The organism is Acinetobacter sp. BEC1-S18-ESBL-01 (genome assembly GCF_014169935.1).
In the GTDB taxonomy this organism is placed as follows: Bacteria; Pseudomonadota; Gammaproteobacteria; order Pseudomonadales; family Moraxellaceae; genus Acinetobacter; species Acinetobacter pittii.
This window is the reverse complement of sequence record NZ_AP022302.1, coordinates 1058957-1079688: the sequence shown is the minus strand read 5'-3', so window position 1 is coordinate 1079688 and position 20732 is coordinate 1058957. Positions and strand designations below refer to the sequence as shown.

Annotated in this window: 16 protein-coding genes; 8 read left to right on the top strand and 8 right to left on the bottom strand. The window is 38.6% G+C overall.

Features of this window, described 5'->3' with window-relative positions; genetic code table 11:
- Positions 1-7 precede the first annotated feature (7 nt).
- Complete coding sequence (locus tag H7R46_RS19490; RefSeq protein WP_005067926.1) at positions 8-1471, top strand: CYTH and CHAD domain-containing protein; 1464 nt, start codon at positions 8-10, stop codon at positions 1469-1471.
- A 35-nt stretch (positions 1472-1506) separates the two neighbouring features.
- On the opposite strand, the gene H7R46_RS05075 is transcribed toward H7R46_RS19490, so the two are convergent.
- On the bottom strand, positions 1507-2139 hold the full coding sequence (locus H7R46_RS05075) for a hypothetical protein (protein ID WP_005067925.1): 633 nt from the start codon (positions 2137-2139) through the stop codon (positions 1507-1509).
- 107 nt (positions 2140-2246) lie between these two features.
- Here H7R46_RS05075 and H7R46_RS05070 point away from each other — a divergent pair, with 107 nt between their 5' ends.
- A complete protein-coding gene (locus tag H7R46_RS05070; protein WP_002118682.1) occupies positions 2247-2630 on the top strand; it encodes a DUF3144 domain-containing protein in 384 nt (127 codons plus the stop codon).
- Between the two features lie 61 nt (positions 2631-2691).
- Here the strand turns inward: H7R46_RS05070 and H7R46_RS05065 are convergent, their stop codons facing one another.
- From H7R46_RS05065 to H7R46_RS05050, 4 genes are all read right to left on the bottom strand, one after another.
- The gene (locus tag H7R46_RS05065) at positions 2692-5454 is read right to left on the bottom strand and encodes a M16 family metallopeptidase (protein ID WP_005067924.1); all 2763 of its coding nucleotides are present in this window, start codon (positions 5452-5454) and stop codon (positions 2692-2694) included.
- 122 nt (positions 5455-5576) lie between these two features.
- On the bottom strand, positions 5577-6392 hold the full coding sequence (locus tag H7R46_RS05060; protein WP_032012346.1) for a PhzF family phenazine biosynthesis protein: 816 nt from the start codon (positions 6390-6392) through the stop codon (positions 5577-5579).
- A 148-nt stretch (positions 6393-6540) separates the two neighbouring features.
- On the bottom strand, positions 6541-7935 hold the full coding sequence (locus tag H7R46_RS05055; RefSeq protein ID WP_002118474.1) for an L-cystine transporter: 1395 nt from the start codon (positions 7933-7935) through the stop codon (positions 6541-6543).
- 208 nt (positions 7936-8143) lie between these two features.
- Complete coding sequence (locus tag H7R46_RS05050) at positions 8144-9025, bottom strand: LysR family transcriptional regulator (protein WP_005067921.1); 882 nt, start codon at positions 9023-9025, stop codon at positions 8144-8146.
- A gap of 96 nt (positions 9026-9121) precedes the next feature.
- Between H7R46_RS05050 and H7R46_RS05045 the strand changes: the two genes are divergently transcribed.
- Both H7R46_RS05045 and H7R46_RS05040 read left to right on the top strand, forming a co-directional pair.
- Positions 9122-10300 carry a YbfB/YjiJ family MFS transporter gene (locus tag H7R46_RS05045; protein WP_005067919.1) on the top strand — a complete coding sequence of 393 codons (1179 nt, stop codon included), beginning with the start codon at positions 9122-9124 and terminating at the stop codon, positions 10298-10300.
- The gene (locus tag H7R46_RS05040) at positions 10297-10422 is read left to right on the top strand and encodes a hypothetical protein (protein WP_002118699.1); all 126 of its coding nucleotides are present in this window, start codon (positions 10297-10299) and stop codon (positions 10420-10422) included. Before H7R46_RS05045 ends, H7R46_RS05040 begins: the two co-directional genes overlap by 4 nt.
- A gap of 35 nt (positions 10423-10457) precedes the next feature.
- On the opposite strand, the gene icd is transcribed toward H7R46_RS05040, so the two are convergent.
- On the bottom strand, positions 10458-11714 hold the full coding sequence (gene icd / locus H7R46_RS05035) for an NADP-dependent isocitrate dehydrogenase (protein ID WP_005067916.1): 1257 nt from the start codon (positions 11712-11714) through the stop codon (positions 10458-10460).
- Positions 11715-11910: 196 nt separating this feature from the next.
- Here icd and H7R46_RS05030 point away from each other — a divergent pair, with 196 nt between their 5' ends.
- Positions 11911-12699 (top strand): rRNA large subunit pseudouridine synthase E, encoded by a 789-nt coding sequence (locus H7R46_RS05030; protein ID WP_005067912.1) that lies wholly within the window; start codon positions 11911-11913, stop codon positions 12697-12699.
- Between the two features lie 115 nt (positions 12700-12814).
- Here the strand turns inward: H7R46_RS05030 and H7R46_RS05025 are convergent, their stop codons facing one another.
- A complete protein-coding gene (locus tag H7R46_RS05025; protein WP_002118624.1) occupies positions 12815-15052 on the bottom strand; it encodes an NADP-dependent isocitrate dehydrogenase in 2238 nt (745 codons plus the stop codon).
- Between the two features lie 400 nt (positions 15053-15452).
- Positions 15453-17156: a M61 family metallopeptidase gene (locus H7R46_RS05020; protein ID WP_005067909.1), complete on the bottom strand. Its 1704-nt coding sequence runs from the start codon at positions 17154-17156 to the stop codon at positions 15453-15455.
- Between the two features lie 169 nt (positions 17157-17325).
- Between H7R46_RS05020 and H7R46_RS05015 the strand changes: the two genes are divergently transcribed.
- The 3 genes from H7R46_RS05015 to H7R46_RS05005 all read left to right on the top strand — a co-directional run bounded on the left by H7R46_RS05015 (position 17326) and on the right by H7R46_RS05005 (position 20647).
- Complete coding sequence (locus H7R46_RS05015; RefSeq protein WP_017399276.1) at positions 17326-18645, top strand: D-alanyl-D-alanine carboxypeptidase PBP6B; 1320 nt, start codon at positions 17326-17328, stop codon at positions 18643-18645.
- 97 nt (positions 18646-18742) lie between these two features.
- Complete coding sequence (locus H7R46_RS05010; RefSeq protein ID WP_005067905.1) at positions 18743-20029, top strand: NAD(P)/FAD-dependent oxidoreductase; 1287 nt, start codon at positions 18743-18745, stop codon at positions 20027-20029.
- Between the two features lie 135 nt (positions 20030-20164).
- Positions 20165-20647, top strand: a complete 483-nt coding sequence (locus H7R46_RS05005) for an FKBP-type peptidyl-prolyl cis-trans isomerase (RefSeq protein ID WP_002118581.1) — start codon at positions 20165-20167, stop codon at positions 20645-20647.
- Positions 20648-20732 lie beyond the last annotated feature (85 nt).

Here is a 20732-nt window from a genome sequence, read left to right as displayed (position 1 = left end):
ATATATTATGGTCGAAGTCGAACTAAAGTTTCAGTTACCTGAATCGAAGAAAAAAACTGTCCAGCAATACTTAAAAAAACACAAAGCAAAGAATATTCACTTACAGGCAAAGTATTACGACACTCCTGATCGATTACTTGCAAAAAATGGCATGGCCTTACGTTTACGTAAAGAAAATGATTTGTGGGTACAAACATTTAAAGCCGCAGGTCAAAGTCATCTGCACCGTGTTGAAGAAGAAATTCATTTAGGTGTGTGTGACCAAGAACCTGACTTAAACCTTGAGTTATATCAAGATAATAAAGTAGTAACTGATTTAATTAATACGGCTTTAGGAACAGAAGCTGAAAAATTAAGTTTGCAGTTTGAGACTGATGTACAGCGCACCTATCATGTGTTTGAAGCAGATGACACTGCTATAGAAGTCTGTCTTGATGACGGCGTGGTAAAAACGGCAACCACCCAAAGTAAAATTTGTGAAGTTGAGTTTGAACTTAAACAAGGTGCGGTTAAAACACTAATTCAATTTGCACAGCAATGGATTAATCGTTATGAGTTATGGCTCGATGTTAGAAGTAAAGCCGAGCGTGGTAATTTACTCGCATTAGGACAAGCTGCTTCACCTGCTGTTCACGCAAAAAGCTTGAATTTAGACAAAGACATTTCAGCAGAACAAGCGCTCAAAAAGATTGTAGAAAACTGTTTAGGACAATTCTTACCGAATATGGCTGCAATTGCTGATGGCGTTGCCGAAGCTGAGCATATTCATCAAGCACGTGTGAGCTTACGTCGTTTACGCAGTGCACTTCATCACTTTTCAGCATGGTCAGAAGACTTAAATCCTGTTTGGGAAGAACAAATTGCCGAGCTTTTCCGTAAGCTTGGAGATACGCGTGATGAAGACGCTATCCGTACTGAAATTTTACCGATGATTGTGCAGCATGGTTCACCTGAGCTTTTGCTTCCGATTTCTGAGCAGCCATTAAAAGACCTTGTCATGCTGTTTAAATCAGCAGAAACCGTTAAGCTTATACTTGCCTTGCTAGCATTTGCTTATTCTGAAGAAGATGATCAAAACACCAAAGGAAAATTAAAAAAACAGATAGAAAAAAGCTTAGATAAGTTACATCATCAAGTCGTGAGTCATGCCGAGCATTTCACCGAACTTGAAGTCACTGAGCAGCACAAAATACGCAAAAAAGCGAAGCAATTACGTTACTGCATCGAATTTATATCGAGCTTATACCCTCGCAAAAATGTTCAGCAGTTTTTAAAACAATTACAACCCGTGCAAAATACCTTAGGACTTTATAACGACTTGTTTATTGCCGAAGATCTATTTAATAAAGCAATTGAACACGACCCGCACTTTTGGTTTGCATTAGGATGGATTAAGGCTAAACAACCTTATTTGCAAAATCAATCTGCCGAAGCTTTGCAAAAATTTAAACAAGTAAAAACTTTTTGGTAAGCATCTTAAAGTCGCGACAAATATGTCGCGACTTTCTATCGGTATTTACCAAATACTTTCCATACGCCGTTATCTGCTAACGGATCACTATAGCTATCGCTGCGTTGCTTTCTTGGCTTATCACGAGCATCGACCAGTTTAAAATGCTGCTCAACCCCTAGCACAATCCCATTGGTATAAAACCGTGAACGTGTATATTCGCTTTGCCCATGTTGAAACACATAGGTTCTTAAATCGATGAATTCACGGTGAGCAACCAAAGCCGCAGTATCATCGCTTTGCAACCATTCTTGCATCGTAAATATCTGGTCTGTTTCAAACTGCCCGCATTTTTCAATAAGACTCGCCACACCACGGAAAGTTTTAGATTCTTTTGCGCGTGTTTTATTGATCCGAATTCGGTCTACGTGAAAAAAGAATAGCGGTAAATTTAAATGGCTTGGCAAATGAATCGCATCTGGTAATTCATCTTCCATAAATGGCTGAAAAAGCTCTTGCGCCCTTTCAATTAGCCCCTGCCACTGTCGGTAATAGTTTTCGACTTCTTCTTGCAAGCCATAATAAATCGGCAGTCCTTCGACATGCTCTAAATATTGAGGTGGGAAAACATGCTGGCGTAATAAAGCAATATCTGTCTTTAAACTTTGAATCGCAATTGCATCTTGCATATTAATTTCTCCTACCAATACTTAGGCTATTTACAGACTAAGTCAAAGGTTTTGTTTCCGCAAGCGTTTGCCTATAATAAGCAGCTCTATTTTTGCGGGAATAAGTCATGTCTCAAAAAATTAATGCAACAGATATTACTGAAGAAGAAGCGTTAAATGCGGTTTTCTTTGAGCGTGCGGATGAATTTATTAAACAAGCTAATGATTTTTGTCGCCCGCCAAAAGATAAAAAAGTTGATCCAGCTGAGCTACGTGGTCAAGTGAGTGCTGCAATGTTGTTTGCTACTGCCCGCTTCAATACGTGGGTAGCAGCAAATAACTTTAAAGATGGTAATGAAATGCGTGATGCGAAAGATCAGGTCATGTCTTACCTTCTTCAGCAATTTCAGATGATGCTTGAAGATAACTTCGATGAGTATTGTGAACAATTCGAAAATTATTTACGTTTCCGTAAAAATGAAGATTTTCACGCACACAAACATGATCATTAATATGATTTAAAGATCCAAATAAAAAGCCACATTTCAGTGGCTTTTTATTTACGAGAAGACTTTATTTTTTTGCTGCCTGACCATATTGATCAGCCATCACTTCGACCAAATGTTCAGGTTTAATATACTTCTTAATTACTCTATTAACGTCAGCAACAGTCAATTTAGTTAACTCTTGATCATGACGAATTCGGTCTTGCAATGTTTTGTTTGTTTCAAGCTGTAGATTTAACATGCCATGAATATTACGCTCATCTTCTAATGCCGTAACTCGTTTCTTCATGATATCTGCTTTAGCAGCTTCAAGCTCTTGCTCAGTTACCCCATTTTTAACCAAGTCATTTAACACTTTATGTATTGAAGCAGACACTTGTGCTGAGCGACCCGAAGTATAATTTGCACTAATACTCAAAGCCCCTACATTCGTATCACGGTCAAGTTGTAGCCCGCTTCCAAAACCATACACCAGCGCATTTTTCTCACGAAGCTCTTGAGCTAAACGTGATGAAATTTGAGACTCACCTAAAATATAGTTCATTAAAATGAGAGCAGATGCATCTGGATGGTTTTTCCCAACTGGAATTGAAAGCACACTCTGGTAGCTACCAAATTCACGTTGCTCTGATAAAACATGAACTTGTTGTGCTGGAAAATCAACGTGATCAATCAAGATTTTTTGATATGGCTGCTTACCGTTCCAACGACCAAATTCCTGATTTAGTAATTTCTGCATCTTTTTCGCATCAAATTCGCCTGTAATGGCAATTTGAGCGTGGTTCATTGCAAAGAAACGCTCATATAACTCTTTCACCTGTTCTTGAGTTGCGTTTTTCAACTGCTGTTTTGCCAGTTCAGGTTCGAAGTGATAACGCAAATCACCTGGTTGATATTCTTCAAGTAAACGTGAAAGTGTTAAACCCGCCACTACATCTGGCTCGGTATAAGGACGATCTAGGCTTGATAAGCTTTGCGATTTAATTAAATCAAATTGAGATTGTTCAAATTTTGGATTTTTCATCACATCAAGAACAAACTTGAAAAACTCATCAAATTTTTCTGATTTAGACTGAATATTAATGGTCATGCCATTGCCGTCAGCACTAGCATAAGCCGCGCCGCCTGCATCAATTGATTTATCGGCAATATCTTGCAAACTGTATTTATCAGAACCACGGAGCAATAAGTATGAGGTTAGATCAACTACCGTACCTTTATTAAATAAAGATTTTTCTGTTCCGAAGTCCATCGTAATCGTTGCATAAGTCCGATCATCACGTGTTTCAACTGGGAATAAAGCATACTTCATTCCATTTTTTAGTTTTCCACGGATAATCTTTTTCTCATTGCTTTCAACATATTGCTTTGAAGTTTTTAAAAACTCAGCAACTTCTTGTTGATATACCTTAGGATCTTTTAAAGGTTCAGCCTTTGCTTCGACCTGATCTAGAGTTTTAGGTGTCTCTTTTGAATTTTGCTGTTGCGCTTTTTTCTGGTCTTCAGGTGTTGGCAAAATATCGCCATCAATACGATGATCAGCCACAAGGAACTGTTTTAAAGTTTGATTCACATCATCTAGCTTAACTTTTTCTACAGAATCTAAATCTTTAAAATATTGATCCCATTGCCCGCCAGCGACGGTGTAATCACTTAAACGTGACCCAAGTGCTACCGCATCTTTCGTGATTAGATCACCTTGAGTTTTCATTAAACTTTTAACACGATTTAATTCAACTTCAGTAAACGGCTTCCCTTTTTCAATGCCTGCTAACAAAGAACTTTCAACTTTTTTAGGGTCATTACTTGGTGAATAAATAGCACCTAGAAACACCACATTAAAATCTTGGTCTAACCAAGTACTCGCTTCAACATTTGTGGTAATACCTGTTTCCACCATGTTTTGGTATAGGTGACCACTTGGCTGCATCGTATATAACAAAGGAGCTAAAGCAAGTGTCGGCTGAATTTTGGTATTTTTACCATTCATATAGATATGGAATTTAGCCAGATCACTGCCCTTTTTCACCATGAATTGACGATTTTTTATTTTTGTAGAGTCAAGCACAGGAATCTGTACAGTTTTAGGAACCGCTCTTGCCGCAATTGGACTAAAATATTGATCTATTGTTTTTAAGACATCAGTCTTATCAAATTTACCTGAAATGACCATAACAGCATTATTAGGTGCATACCAGCTACGATAAAACTGGTTCAATTCAGGCATTTTAATCGATTTAAGTTCAGGCAAATCACCAATCGGTAAACGACCTAAATATTGGTTACCATAAGCTGACTTCCACATTTTATCCATCAGCACAGCAAAAGGCTGATCCATACGGACTTCACGTTCACGCTTTACAATTTCAATCTCGGAAGGAACAAACTTTTCTTGAAGAACTAATTTATCCATACGCTCAGATTCAAGATACAGTACCTGATCAAGCGCAGTTTTTTCTGGACGAACGATATTAGTATATTTTGTTGAATAATAATCGGTGCTGGCGTTTGTCATCAATGTATATTGATCTAAACGACGCTGGAACTCTTCCCCTTTAACATTTTGTGTCCCCTTAAAAGCCAAGTGCTCAAGCAAATGAGCTAAGCCACTTTTACCTTGCGGGTCATTTAATGAGCCTGTTAAATAAATGGTATTAATAAAGATTTTATTTTCTTTGTCATTCGGTGCAAGCACAATCCGAAAGCCATTATCTAATTTATATTCCTCAATATTTTGCTTACTTTTTACTAGTGTAGTTTGTGCCCAAGACGCAGCACTTAAACCAAGAATACATAGGGAGAGTGTCAGTTGTTTAAACTGCATAAACATATAAATACCAATTAATTTGAATAATAAAAAATCAATAGTTGTGGGACTATAGTAGGAAATTTGAACTAACTTTCATAGTAAAGTTTTGAAAAAAAAGCCGTTTATTTAAACGGCCTTATATTTTAAGGAAAAATTTCAGCTTGCATATAAAGCTTCCCATACCCTGAAACTTCAATACGTTCCTGATTCAGAACATTGCAATACAAAACGCCTCCACGGCTAGAAGCCTGATAAGCAATAATATTATTTTTAGCGAGTTTCTCTGCCCATAATGGCGCTATTGCCGTATGAATTGAACCCGTAACAGGATCTTCTTCGATGCCCGCGACAGGGGCAAAATAACGCGATACACAATCATATTGTTGATCGGCTTTTGAAGTGATGGCAACATCCATCCCTGCAGTGGTAATCGCAGTCCGTTTACCCAAGGCTTTAAGTAAGTTCATGTCAGGCTGCTCATCTAATACGTCCTGCACTGATTCATACTCAACAATGTAGGCTTGAACATTTTGATAAACCGCTTTAAAAGGCTTTGTTAATGCTTGACGTAAAATAGCTGGATAATCTTCAACTTGATGAGCTTTGCGAATTGGAAAATCCATTCTGATTTTACCGTCTTCATCTTGGTGAACCACAAAAAGACCTAAGTTTCGTACATGGAAATTAAGAGTCTTTTTCTCGGTAAAATCTTTAAATAATACGAAAGCACTGGCAAGTGTTGCATGCCCACAGAAATCAACTTCAACTGTTGGAGTGAACCAACGGATTTCATAGTTTTCAGAGTCTATAATTTTTACAAAAGCAGTTTCAGACAAATTATTCTCAAGTGCTATCTTCTGCATTAAATCTGTATCTAGCCACTCTTTTTCAACAACGACAGCGGCCGGATTTCCACGAAATAACTCTTTTGTAAAAGCATCGACTTGATACATTTTCATGATAGTACTCTCTTTTGTAATAGACTCATTTTCGAAAATTATTTAAAAGAAAAACAGATACAGTTTTTTTAAAATTAACATCACAGTAGCAATTTATGCATATAAAAAAACGGCTCATCCAGAGTGGAGAGCCGTTTAATACTCATTCTTAATGATGTTGAGTTAACTCAATTTCATCTTCACTGTTCAATATTTCTTTATCAGTCTGACCCATCAATTGGCTCGTAACAACACCAGCAGTCATCGAACCATTTACGTTTAACGCAGTACGTCCCATATCAATGAGTGGTTCAATTGAAATAAGAAGCGCAACCAACGTTACAGGTAAACCCATTGCAGGAAGCACAATCAACGCAGCAAAAGTCGCACCACCACCTACACCGGCAACCCCAATTGAACTTAAAGTCACAATACCGACTAACGATGCAATCCACATTGGGTCTAAGGTGTTAATACCCATTGTAGGTGCAACCATTACTGCCAGCATTGCAGGATACAAACCCGCACAGCCATTTTGACCAATGGTGGCACCAAAAGAAGCAGAGAAACTTGCAATTGATTCAGGCACACCCAAACGACGAGTTTGTGTTTCAATGCTCAGTGGAATACTTGCTGCACTTGAACGGCTAGTGAATGCAAACGTTAAAACTGGAGCAACTTTCTTAAAGAATTTAAGAGGAGAAACACCCGTCATAGTCAAAATAATGGCATGTACGACAAACATAATCGCCAAGCCTAAATAAGATGCAACCAAGAAACCGCCTAGATTTAAAATATCTGCGACGTTTGAACTTGCCACGACTTTGGTCATGAGGGCAAAAACACCATACGGCGTAAGTGTCATCACTAAGCGCACAAGCTTCATTACCCATGACTGCAACGTCTGAATCGCAGTCAGAATACGTTGACCTTTTTCTGCGTCGTCCTTCATTAGGTTAAGCGCTGCTATACCCAAAAAGACGGCGAAAATAACTACACTAATAATTGATGTTGGGTTTGCACCAGTCAATTCAGCAAATGGGTTACTTGGAATAAAGGAAAGAATAAACTGCGGCACACTTAAATCGGTAACTTTGCCTACATAGTCTGTATTAATCGCAGTTAAGCGTGCAGTTTCAGCAGCACCTTGCACCAAACCTTTTGCAGTTAAGCCAAACAGGTTTGTAACAAATACCCCTACCAGTGCAGCAATCAGCGTTGTAAAGAGTAAAGTACCGATCGTATAAAAACTGATTTTGCCTAAAGAAGATGCTTGGTGTAATTTTGCCACCGCTCCCAAAATAGACACAAATACCAAAGGCATCACGACCATTTGTAAAAGTTTTACATAGCCGTTTCCAACGATATTAAACCAGCTAATAGATTCAGCAAGAATCGGATGGCCACCGCCATAAATCAAATGTAGTCCTAAACCAAACACTACACCTAGAACTAAGCCAGCCAGAACTTTTTTCGATAAGCTCCAGTCTGTTTTACGTGTTTGGGCGAGTAAAAATATTAACCCGACAAAAACCACAATATTGATGATTAAGGGTATATTCATTCCCAAACTCCAAATTATTGCTTGTGTCATCTTTCAAGGGGGCATATTTGACCATAGCCAGCCTATATAAACTACCCTTTTCCACAATTTTATAGCATCAAGATGATTACAAACCTCTGTGAGAATATAAAATGACTTTTTCATACATATATATCACTTTTAATTTATAAATTAAGTTGGATATTTACGTATGAAAATCAATCACAACCTAAGCAACCTTTAATTCAAATTGTTGCTCAATAAAATGAATAAACTGCTTTAAATTGGGTCCCCATGTTTCAGGAGACTGGGCAATCAAGTAGGTAGTAAAATGAGCGGATTCAGTATTAAGTTCAAAACAACTTAATGACACTTTCTCGACTACTTTGTTTAGATATGACTTTGGCAATAAAGCAAAACCAACACCTAATTCCACACAGCTTACAATCCCGTCCAGACTGCCCATTTCCATAATTTGTGAAGGTGGAACACTGTGATCATTTAAAAATAACTCGATTGCATGACGATAAGAACAACCTTGTCGAAACGCAATAAATCGGGTCTTTGCAAGCTTGGCAACATCTGGAAAGTGAGTTTGCTGTTTCGGACAAACCAAAACCAATTGTTCTTGCCAAACAGGTAAACTATACAACTCTGGAATTAAATATTTAGAAGCAACAAAAGCACAATCAACCTCTCCTTGCTGCACAGCGCTTAACAAATATCGTGTCGGGTGAGTTTGCAGCTCAATCGGCAAATTCGGATATTGCTGCATACATTGATTGAGTAATTGAGGTAGACGTATTGCTGCTGTCGTTTCCATACTGCCCAAACGAATGGTTTCGTTCGGGTCAATATCACCCTCTTGAAAGATTTTTTTCGCTTTATTATGTAGAGCAATCATTTGAACAGCATAACTATGCAGCTGTTGTCCGGCATTCGTTAAAGTCACAGGGTTATTACGATTGAATAAAATAGCCCCTAACTCTTCTTCAAGTTTTTTCACATGGCTCGTGATATTCGATTGCACGGTATACATTTTTTGTGCAGCCAAGGAAAAACTTCCACTCTCTGCAACAGCTAAAAAAAACTCTAAGGACTTAAGTAACATTTCACTATCTCAAAACAAGATAATCACCATCATATTAAATCATTTTTAAAGATTTAAAAACTCGCTTTTAATAATAAAAAAAATGAGCGTCCTCTCATGTCTACGTTTTATCGAATGAGCTTAATTGTCTTTTTGGCAACTTGTTTGGGAATTGGTGTTTTTAGATTTTCCTATACTGCGCTTATGCCCATCATGATCGAGCAGTATCACTGGACTCACGATTTTGCCAGTTACTTAGGCAGCGCAAATTTATTGGGATATCTCATGGGTGCCTTATTGGTGCTGCTAAGTATTAAAGAAAAGTACCTCCCACCCATGATTGTATTGTCGGCTATAGCGGGTAGCCTTAGCCTACTCTGCTGTTCATTCATGGATATGCCTTTGGTGTGGTTCATTTTTTGGCGTACGATTTCAGGTATTGCTGGCGGCTTACTAATGATTTTGGCACCTAGCTTTGCGATGAAATACATACCAACCACGCAAAGATTAAAAGTTAACTTTTTAGGATTTAGTGGAATTGGTGTGGGGGTGTTATCTGCCACCATTATTATTCCCCTACTTCAAAATATGCCTATTCATTATGTTTGGTATATTTTTGCAGGTCTTTCGCTATTAGGAAGCTTAACTCTTTATCGATTATTAAGTCGTAATACTGCCAAATTTATTAAGCCCCAATCTAGCGCTCTTCAAGCCTCACAAAAATCACGTTTAGGCCTTGTCATTATTATTGCTTATATGTGTAGTGCCTTTGCATATATTCCACACTCTTTGTTTTGGATGGATTATTTATCTGGAACTCTGCATTTTCCCTTACAGCAAAGAAATTTATTTTGGGTTCTCTATGGAACAGGAAGTTGTATTGGTGCACTTGTCGCTTATTGCTTAAGCAGATTAACCGGATATCTACAGGCTATTAAATGGTTATATACCATTTACTGCTTAGCCGTTGTTTTGCCTTTCTTTTCACATACCGCTTCTTTACTGGCCTTATCTTCGCTTTTGACAGGCTTACTACCCCCCGCAACCGTATTTATTAGTTCTTATAGTCTGCTACAGATTTATGAGCAGCGCTATCAAAAGCTTTGGAGCATTGCCACTATTGGCTTTGCCAGTACTCAACTTTTGGGTGGTGTTGTCATCAGTGCTTTACATCATTTGCATTGGTCTTATGCCCATCTATTTCTTTTGGGTGGAACCGTTCTTCTCTTTGCGGTTTGCCTTTTAATTCCCCTACGCCCTTCTCTCACCTCAACTCTCGGAGAAACCAAACCGTGAAAACTCTGCTCTTTCCTTTATTTCTAGTTGCTTTCGTTCTTATTATTCAAGCCCTAGACCAGAGTTATCAAAAGAAAACTGGTTTTATTAAATCTCCGAAACATCCCGAATTTATGCAATAAAAAAAGCCCTCAACCGAGGGCTTTTTAATAGAAGATTACTCTCCCATATGTTTGATAATCGCATCACCAAATTCAGAACAACGCAACAAGGTTGCACCCGGCATTAGGCGCTCAAAATCGTAAGTTACAGTTTTGGCAGCAATCGCCCCAGAAATTCCTTTAATGATCAAATCAGCTGCCTCTGTCCACCCCATATCACGCAGCATCATTTCCGCAGAAAGAATAATAGAACCAGGGTTTACTTTATCCTGACCTGCATATTTAGGTGCTGTGCCATGAGTTGCTTCATACACAGCAATAGCACCGCCAATATTTGCACCTGGTGCAATCCCAATACCTCCAACCTCTGCTGCCAAAGCATCAGAAATATAATCACCGTTTAAGTTTAGCGTGGCAATAACAGAGTAATCGGCTGGACGCATGAGGATCTGTTGTAAAAACGCATCTGCAATGACATCTTTGATAATGATATCTTTACCAGTTCTAGGGTTTTTAATTTTAACCCATGGGCCACCATCAATTAGCTCACCACCGAAACGATCAAGAGCCAATTCATAGCCCCACTCTTTAAATGCGCCTTCGGTATATTTCATGATATTACCCTTGTGAACCAGCGTCACAGAAGGTTTGTCATTTTCAATTGCGAACTGAATGGCTTTACGGACTAAACGCTGTGTTCCTTCTTTTGAAACAGGTTTAATTCCAATACCACATCCTTCAGGAAAGCGAATTTTTGTGACACCCATTTCTTCTTGAAGGAACTTAATGACTTTTTTTGCCTCTTCAGAATCGGCTTTCCACTCAATACCTGCATAGATATCTTCCGAGTTCTCACGGAAAATCACCATATCAGTTAATTCGGGGTGTTGAACCGGTGAAGGAACGCCTTCAAACCAACGTACTGGTCGTACGCAAACATATAGATCTAATTCTTGGCGCAAAGCAACGTTGAGTGAACGAATGCCTCCACCTACTGGTGTGGTTAAAGGACCTTTGATTGATACAACAAACTCGCGGAGTGCTTCAAAAGTTTCTTCTGGCATATAGTTGCCATAAATTTTATTGGCTTTCTCGCCGCAATACACTTCCATCCATTCGATTGAGCGTTTGCCACCGTAAGCTTTTAAAATCGCAGCATCTACGACTGCTTTCATTGTTGGTGTAATATCCACACCAATACCGTCGCCTTCAATGAAAGGAATAATTGGATGATTTGGTACGTTCAGTGACAGGTCTGCATTTACTTTGATTTTGTCGCCGTCGGCAGGAACCACGATCTTCTGATAACCCATTGTGTAGATTCTCCCTTTTATAATACTTAATTAACTAAAAATAATTATCGATAAACAATACTTTCAACTTTTATTAACGCATAATAGCTTAATCGAATTTAATTCTTTTTGAGATTTATGTGGGAAATAAGCAAATTTCGCACTTAAATATAGCTCAATGTTTTCTCTAGTTATTTGAAAGAAGAAGCCATTTTTTATGAAAATTGTGATTCTCAACAAGCCTTATGACGTTCTCTCCCAGTTTCGTAAAGACGAAGCGCACATGACCGTCTCTGACTTTGTTGATGACCCGACTTTGCGCTTGGCAGGCCGTCTTGATATGGACTCTGAGGGTTTAGTTTTTTTAACCGATCATGGTGGTCTGAATCAGTTCATTACCAACCCTGCAAATAAAAAATACAAAACGTATTTAGTTCAAGTTGATGGCGATGTAACCGAAGAAGCGCTTGAGCAACTTCGTAAAGGTGTAGAACTGAATGATGGTATGACGCTTCCTGCTAAAGCCATTAAAGTCAGTGAACCTGAATGGTTATGGGAACGCAATCCACCCGTACGTTACCGTGCAAATATTCCGACATCTTGGATTGAGATTTCAATTTGTGAAGGCCGTAACCGCCAAGTTCGTCGTATGACTTCTGCGGTAGGTTTTCCAACTTTACGTTTAATTCGTACTAAAATTGGCTCAATTGACTTAGTTCAACTTGGTTTAAGACCGGGTGATGTAAAAGAAATTGAACCATTACTCTACCCTGACTTTAAAGATGTACCAGCTGAACAGCCTTATCGCTCGCGTTCATACGTGAAAAAGCCAGGCGGTACGGGTGGCAAACCAATGGTTCGCAAGAACAAAGATGGTTCTGCGAAAAAGTCTGGTACAAAACGTATCTGGCAAATGGATGAAAGCGAGAAGCCACGACGTAAGACCAACGGTACAACTCGTCCAAATACAAAAGCACCACGTGGTCGTGGGCGTAATGGTCGATAAGATTTAATCTTTTAAAAGCTCACATCAGTGGGCTTTTTTAATGTCTTTTATTTTAGGCAATAAAAAACCGGTGCATATGCACCGGCTCTTAAGCTAATTACTAACGAGTTAGTAATTAAGCCTCAACTGTTGCAAGAGCTGCATTAAATGTAGCACTTGGACGCATTACAGCATTTACTTTAGTTGGGTCAATTGCGTAGTAACCACCGATGTCCGCTGGTTTACCTTGTACTTGAGCAAGTTCAGCAACAATCTTCTCTTCATTTTCAGCTAAAGCTTTAGCAAGAGGAGCAAATTTAGCTTTCAACTCAGCATCTTCGTTCTGAGCAGCAAGTGCTTCAGCCCAGTAAAGTGACAAGTAGAAGTGGCTGCCACGGTTGTCGATTTCACCAGTACGACGTGATGGAGACTTGTCATTGTCAAGCAATTTACCAGTCGCTTCATCAAGTGTCTTCGCAAGTAACTTAGCACGAGCATTATTTTCTTTAATGCCCATTTCTTCTAAAGATACTGCAAGCGCAAGGAACTCACCAAGTGAATCCCAACGTAAGTGGTTTTCTTCAACAAGCTGTTGTACGTGTTTAGGCGCTGAACCACCAGCACCAGTTTCGTACATACCACCACCCGCCATAAGCGGAACGATAGACAACATTTTTGCAGAAGTACCAAGTTCCATAATTGGGAACAAGTCAGTTAAGTAGTCACGTAAGATGTTACCAGTCACAGAAATCGTGTCTAGGCCACGTACTACGCGCTCAAGTGTGTAACGCATTGCACGTACTTGAGACATGATTTGGATATCAAGACCAGTCGTATCATGATCTTTTAAGTACTTTTGTACTTTCTTGATCAATTCGTTTTCGTGTGGGCGGTACGGGTCAAGCCAGAAGATTGCAGGCATGCCTGAGTTACGTGCACGAGTTACTGCAAGTTTAACCCAGTCACGAATCGGAGCATCTTTAACCTGACACATACGCCAGATATCGCCTTCTTCCACATTTTGAGTCAATAACACTTCACCAGTGTCAAGATCGGTAATGTTTGCAATACCAGCTTCTGAAATCTCAAAAGTCTTGTCGTGAGAACCGTATTCTTCAGCTTTTTGAGCCATCAAACCAACGTTTGGTACTGTACCCATAGTCTTCGGATCGAAGTTACCATGCCATTTACAGAAGTTGATCATTTCTTGGTAAATACGGGCAAATGTTGATTCTGGCATTACTGCTTTAGCATCGTATTGCTTACCATCAGCACCCCACATTTTACCACCGGCACGGATCATTGCTGGCATAGAAGCATCTACGATGATGTCGTTTGGAGAGTGGAAGTTTGTGATGCCTTTTGCCGAGTCAACCATTGCAAGTGCAGGACGGTGTTCTTGACAAGCATGTAAGTCTTCAATGATTTCTTCACGTAATGAAGTTGGAAGAGTTTCGATTTTCTCGTACAACCCAGCCATACCGTTATTAACGTTAATGCCTAATTCGTCAAATAACTTACCGTGCTTTTCAAAAGCTTCTTTATAGTAAATTTTCACACAGTGACCGAAAACGATCGGGTGTGAAACTTTCATCATTGTCGCTTTTACGTGTAAAGAGAATAAAATTCCCGCTTCTTTACAATCATCAAGTTCTTTTTCATAGAAATCACAAAGTGCTTTCTTGCTCATGAACATTGAATCAATGATTTCACCTTCTTGAAGCGCAACTTTTGGCTTAAGAACAATGCTCTTACCACTATTCGTGATAAGTTCCATTTTCACATTACGTGCGCGATCAAGTGTCATTGATTTTTCACCATGGTAGAAGTCACCTTCTTCCATATGTGAAACGTGAGTTTGTGACCACTGTTTCCACTCGCTCATTGAATGAGGGTGTTTTTTCGCATAGTTTTTAACTGCTGCTGGAGCACGGCGGTCAGAGTTACCTTCACGAAGGACAGGGTTTACTGCTGAACCAAGGCACTTACCATAACGAGCTTTGATTGATTTTTCTTCTTCAGTCGTTGGATTTTCCGGATAATCAGGAATTGCGTAACCTTTTGATTGAAGCTCTTTAATACATGCAGTTAATTGCGCAACAGACGCACTAATGTTCGGGAGTTTGATAATGTTTGTATCTGGATCTTGTGTAAGACGACCTAGCTCTGCAAGGTTGTCAGATACCTTTTGCTCTTCACTTAGGTAATCAGCGAATTCTGCGAGCACACGTGCAGCTACAGAGATGTCACTTTTAATAATCTCGATGCCAGCTGGCTTGGTAAAGGTCTCAATGATCGGCAGTAGCGAATAGGTCGCCAATAATGGCGCCTCATCAGTCAGTGTGTAAATAATAGTTGACTTTTCACCAGCCATATATAGCCCCTTCCGTTTGATTGAGTGTTGAGGACCGAGCTTGTGGCCCAGTGCCTACGAACCGATATGCTTAAATAAAACCCTGAGAGTATCGGCTCTCATTGTCTTCCAGTCAACGAAATATCCAGTGATAACGACATTTCGCAGCGAAATAATACATAATTTAAATCTATTGATAATATTCCTATACCCAACTTTAAGTAATACATAATTCATCATTACTTTTTTATGGACTGAATACGATTAAATTACATGAGATATCTTTCAGAGTTCTGACAATTATTATACTTTTCATTCAAAACAAACTCAAAGATAAAACGGATTTCATCTTTTAGTAGCACTTAAAAATAAAAAACCGATGTACAAAACATCGGTTTTTTATAAACTATTTAACTGTTATTTAAGCTTTTAACCATTTTTCAGTTTTAGCTTGATCTTCAATGACAAGTTCAACTTCAGTTAAATCAGATGTAGAACATTCAACTTCAAAAGATAGTAACTCATCGCGACGGAAAGCATACACAGTATAGGTACCGCCCTGCTTTGCATACTTCTCAACAAGTTTAGTGGTCGCTTTTAAACCATCAATTGCAATAATTACATCATTGGCAGAAATACCTGCTTTAGCTGCTGCGCTATCACGGCGAGCACTTTGCACGAGTACACCCTCAGGCTTATCAACAAGTTTCAAACCAAGTGGCAAAGATTTGTCAGTTTTAACTCTATAACTTAAGCCAAACTCAGGGAACAGTTGATCAAGTGGCAATTCATCAGTGGTATTAATCAAATGATTAATTTGTTCAATCCAGCTATCACCCGTCAGTTCTTTACATAAATCAAAAATGGTTCTTTCGTTTACTTGCATACCATTTTGAGTGTTTTCATATAACCGACGCATTAAAGCATCAAGACTAGAACCACGTAGACGTAAACCTAAATCTAGACATAACGCAACTAACGAACCTTTATTGTAGTAACTGGTGCCCGCATTATTCGAGTTTTCATCTTGACGATAAAATTTAATCCATGCGTCAAAACTTGACTCAGCAACTGTTTGAACAAAACGGCCCGGGTTTTGCAAATAACGGTCAATTTGTGCTTTGAGTAAATCAAGATAAGACTTCTGAGAAATTACGCCACTACGTAATAAAATCAGGTCATCGTAATATGAAGTAAAGCCTTCAAATATCCAAAGTAAAGAAGTATAGCCTTCTTGATGTAAATTATAGTTTGCAAAGTTTTCTGGACGGATAAACTTGACTAACCATGAATGAAAATATTCATGACTACATAAGCCTAAAAAGCGTTGATAATCTTTAGAAGGTTCAGTTGGTTCATTCAACTTCGGCAAATCATCACGCGGTGTAATCAAGCTTGTGCTATTGCAATGCTCTAATCCGCCATAACTATTACCTGTTGCCATGGTCATAAAGGTATAGTTTTGAAATGGTGCTGAACCGAACATATTTATTTCAGCTGCACAAATCTTTTCAATATCGGCTTTTAGGCGATCAATATTGGTATTATGCGAACCAGAAATTACAAACTCATGTTCAATGCCATTCGTCTCAAAACTAAAGCGTGTTTGATCAGCCAACTCAAATGGACTATCAATCAGTTGATCGTAGTGATCTGCTTTTAAAGTAAATCGACCTTTAACTAAGCTTTTTGAAGCTAAGCCTGTTGCTAACTGAAAATGCTTTAATTCATCTGGCAAGAAAACTTCGACTTCACAAGCAGATTGCTCCTGCCCCTCTAAAGCCAAACATACACACGCTGGATTAATATATAGACGAGTCTGATCTACATACGCACCGCGGACAGACAAATCATATGCATACACATCATATTCAATCGTCATTAATTCATGATCTGTATTAAATAAACGCCAGCGATTCTTGCTCGTTTTTTTAATGTCCAGCAGACGTCCAGCTTCATCATAAGCTTTAACGGATTCAATATGTTTTGAGAACTCTCGAATTAGATAACTACCCGGAATCCACGTTGGTAACCAAAGTTCCTGATTCGGGTTGGCTAAAAAACGAATTGTCACGTGAACAAGGTGCTGTTTGTAATCATCGAACTCAATTTGATAATGCAACATAAATTCTTCAATTTAAAATAAGAACGGCTTCACATTAGATTATCACTTTTTTGTATCGTCTTGCGTAGATGTATTTTTTGGCAACAATTCCCACTAGCCTTCCATGAAAAAAAGGCATAGCATGCTGTGCATCTGTGTCCCGTATTTGCCAGTGAAGTTAAGGTCATCCGTGAAATTTTTTCTATCTCTTTTTACCCTCTTTAGTATTTTTTGTACTACTCTAACCAATGCTGCACTACTCAATATTGCACCTGAAAGTGTTGAAGCTGCTGCATGGACTATTGTAGATACTCAATCGGGTCAAATCATTGCTGAGCATAATAGCCATGTGCAACGTGCACCAGCATCTTTAACCAAAATGATGGTTGCCTACATTGCCCTAAAAGAGATTAAAGCTGGAAAACTGAAAAAAGAAGAAATCATTACTGCAACTCCAGTGGTTAGTGTTGTGCAGTGGGATGAATCACAAATGTATCTTAAAGCTGGTGAACAAATTTCAGTTGATCAGTTATTGGCAGGTTTAATCGTAATGTCTGCTAATGATGCAGCCGTGACTTTAGCTGAAAAAATCTCTGGTGATGTTCCGCGCTTCGTACAACGTATGAATCAGGAAGCTCAAGCTTTGGGTATGAAAGATACTCATTTTAGTAATCCTGCCGGAATTACGATGCCTGATCATTTCACTACAGCACACGACCTTAGCTTATTAAGTCAGGCGTTAATTAAACAAACTCCTGAATATTTGCATTATTCAAAAATGCCAAGCTTTAGCTATAACCAACGCTTCCATCATGCGACAAACCTTGCGCTCAAATATGATCCATATGTAGATGGCCTTAAAACGGGATATACCAAAGCAGCAGGTTATAACTTGGCACTCACAGCTTCACGTCCTTCATTCTCATCTGACTTAACTCAAAGACGTTTATTAGTCATTGTTTTAGGTACGCCGAGTGCTGTAAAACGCGCTGAGATTGCAGATAAATTAATGAATCTTGCTTACGCCTATACACGTGATGAAGTGATTATTCCTGAGCAGAAATTAATTGCTGAACTACCTGTTGTAAAGTCGACTTTAAAAATGTTTAAGGTTGAAACAAAGCAACCAACAATTGTAACGACATCTTTATATGCAGACCCAGCACCAATTGACCTAAATACTTTTGATAATGCAACTCAACGCGTTCAAGTACTTGATAGTAACCAACAGCTCAAGGTGATTGCTCCACTTGAAACGACTCAAACACATGTAAACATTGAGCTCAATGAAAAACAATTAACTGCGCCATTAATGAAAGTCGTAAGTTTGGCAACAGTATCGATTTATCAAAATAATCAACTGATCCGTAGTCTTCAAATCGAAGATAACGTACATATTGAAGAAGCCAATATTTTCCAAAAAATCGCAATGTGGTTTTCTAGCCTCTTCTCTATTTTTTCGTCAAGTGAACATAGTGCTGCTAAACTCTACCCAGTAGATTCGCACTAAAAACATCAAATTGTGCACAGACGCACAATAATTTTTATAAATAAAAGATGGCATAATTTAGCCATCTTTTTTTATAGAAAAATAATTAGGTGAAAAAATGACCCAAAATTTACATCATATTGTAATTGTTGGTGGTGGTGCTGGCGGCTTAGAACTGGCAACACAACTCGGTGAAACTTTTGGGAAAAATCGTAAAGCAAAGATTACATTGGTTGACCAAAATCTTACCCATATTTGGAAACCATTGCTTCATGAAATTGCTGCTGGCTCTTTAAATCCACACGAAGAACAAACTAACTATTTTGCGCACTCAGAAAAACATCATTACGAATTTGTACTCGGAACATTAGTTGGGGTTAATAAAGATAAAAAATTAATTGAACTAATGCCCCCTCAAGTGTCTAAGGATCAACAGAATCATTCGCAAGAGCTAAGTTATGACACACTTATTTTAGCGCTTGGTTCAGTATCAAATGACTTTAATACCACGGGAGTGCGTGAAAACTGCCATTTCCTTGATAGCAGAAAGCAAGCCGATATTTTCCAGCAAGATTTATTACATCTTTATATTGAAGCTCAGAATCAACCTAATCAGCGAACTTTAAATATTGGAATTGTTGGTGCGGGAGCAACAGGTGTGGAACTGGCAGCTGAGTTAATTGAGACAACTAAAAACTTTTATCGATATGGTTTAAAGAAGATTCATCCAAACCAAGTCAAAATTACACTAATTGAAGCTTCTGAGCGTATTTTACCTGCTCTAAGCGATAAAACTGCTGAACACAGTGCTGGGCAACTCAAAAAAATGGGTGTTGAAATTTTAACTCAACACCGCGTTGAAAAAATTGATGAGCATTGCATCTACTTTAGCAATGGCAACCAACTTAAAAGTGATATTACCGTTTGGGCCGCAGGCGTAAAAGCACCAAAGGTATTAGAAAGTTTTACCGATTTTAAACGTGACAATATTAACCGCCTGATGGTCTATGCAACGTTGCAAACCTATTCTGATCCAAATGTATTTGCGTTTGGTGACTGTGCTCATTGCCAACTTGATGCAAGACATCCTCCACTTGGCCCACGTGCTCAAGTTGCAAGCCAACAGGCCAGCTTTTTAGTCGATGCTATGGCTGCTCGACTAAATGGCCGATCACAGCCGATGTTTACATTTAACGACAAAGGTTCTCTCGTGTCTTTAAGTCGTCATAAAGCCGTTGGAGAATTACTTGGAGATGTCAGCGTACAAGGCTATATTGCGAAAACAATGTATGTGTCTTTATATCGTTTACATCAAGCAACGATTCACGGATATACTCAGGCTGGACTACTCACAATGAAAGATTTACTTACAAGACGTGTACGTCCAAAAATTAAGCTGTATTAAGTTGAATTTTTTAAGTTCGTCCCTATTTATATAAAAACGCATCAGAAAAAGTGCCAAAGATTAAGATTTTGTAGTCTACAAAATTTATTTTTCACTTTATGATGTACGCTTCAATTGATTGAATGGATCAAAAACATGACTGCTATTGCAAATAACCACGTGGTTTCATTCCACTACAAATTAACAAACGCTGAGGGTGAAACACTTGATCAATCTCAAGGTGAACCACTTGCCTATTTGCACGGTGCAGGCAATATCATTCCTGGTTTAGAAAATGCATTAACAGGTAAAACTGTTGGTGAAAAATTCACTGTTAACGTTCCAGCTGCTGAAGGTTATGGCGAATACAACCCAGACCTAGTACAAGAAGTTCCAGCTCAAATGTTCCAAGGTGTTGAGAACATTCAACCTGGTATGCAATTCCAAGCTCAAACAGATGATGGCGTACAGATCGTTACTGTTAAAGCAGTTGAAGGCGACAACGTTGTTGTTGATGCTAACTTCCCACTTGCTGGTCAAGATTTAACTTTTGAAGTTGAAATCGTAGAAATCCGTGATGCTTCTCAAGAAGAATTAGATCACGGTCACGTACACGGTGCTGGTGGTCATCACCACTAATTCATCTTTAAAGATGATAAGAGCAAAGCTTCGGCTTTGCTTTTTTTATGTATTTATTTTTATATAATATTTTGATAATAATCCT

What these genes read in the sequence shown, in the direction of transcription:
- H7R46_RS05075 (WP_005067925.1), bottom strand. Translation starts at nt 2,139, where the DNA reads ATGCAAGATGCAATTGCGATTCAAAGTTTAAAGACAGATATTGCTTTA.
- H7R46_RS05045 (WP_005067919.1), top strand. Translation starts at nt 9,122, where the DNA reads ATGTCTACGTTTTATCGAATGAGCTTAATTGTCTTTTTGGCAACTTGT.
- H7R46_RS05060 (WP_032012346.1), bottom strand. Translation starts at nt 6,392, where the DNA reads ATGAAAATGTATCAAGTCGATGCTTTTACAAAAGAGTTATTTCGTGGA.
- H7R46_RS05030 (WP_005067912.1), top strand. Translation starts at nt 11,911, where the DNA reads ATGAAAATTGTGATTCTCAACAAGCCTTATGACGTTCTCTCCCAGTTT.
- H7R46_RS05065 (WP_005067924.1), bottom strand. Translation starts at nt 5,454, where the DNA reads ATGTTTATGCAGTTTAAACAACTGACACTCTCCCTATGTATTCTTGGT.
- H7R46_RS05050 (WP_005067921.1), bottom strand. Translation starts at nt 9,025, where the DNA reads ATGTTACTTAAGTCCTTAGAGTTTTTTTTAGCTGTTGCAGAGAGTGGA.
- H7R46_RS05020 (WP_005067909.1), bottom strand. Translation starts at nt 17,156, where the DNA reads ATGTTGCATTATCAAATTGAGTTCGATGATTACAAACAGCACCTTGTT.
- H7R46_RS05055 (WP_002118474.1), bottom strand. Translation starts at nt 7,935, where the DNA reads ATGAATATACCCTTAATCATCAATATTGTGGTTTTTGTCGGGTTAATA.
- icd (WP_005067916.1), bottom strand. Translation starts at nt 11,714, where the DNA reads ATGGGTTATCAGAAGATCGTGGTTCCTGCCGACGGCGACAAAATCAAA.
- H7R46_RS19490 (WP_005067926.1), top strand. Translation starts at nt 8, where the DNA reads ATGGTCGAAGTCGAACTAAAGTTTCAGTTACCTGAATCGAAGAAAAAA.
- H7R46_RS05025 (WP_002118624.1), bottom strand. Translation starts at nt 15,052, where the DNA reads ATGGCTGGTGAAAAGTCAACTATTATTTACACACTGACTGATGAGGCG.
- H7R46_RS05005 (WP_002118581.1), top strand. Translation starts at nt 20,165, where the DNA reads ATGACTGCTATTGCAAATAACCACGTGGTTTCATTCCACTACAAATTA.
- H7R46_RS05010 (WP_005067905.1), top strand. Translation starts at nt 18,743, where the DNA reads ATGACCCAAAATTTACATCATATTGTAATTGTTGGTGGTGGTGCTGGC.
- H7R46_RS05070 (WP_002118682.1), top strand. Translation starts at nt 2,247, where the DNA reads ATGTCTCAAAAAATTAATGCAACAGATATTACTGAAGAAGAAGCGTTA.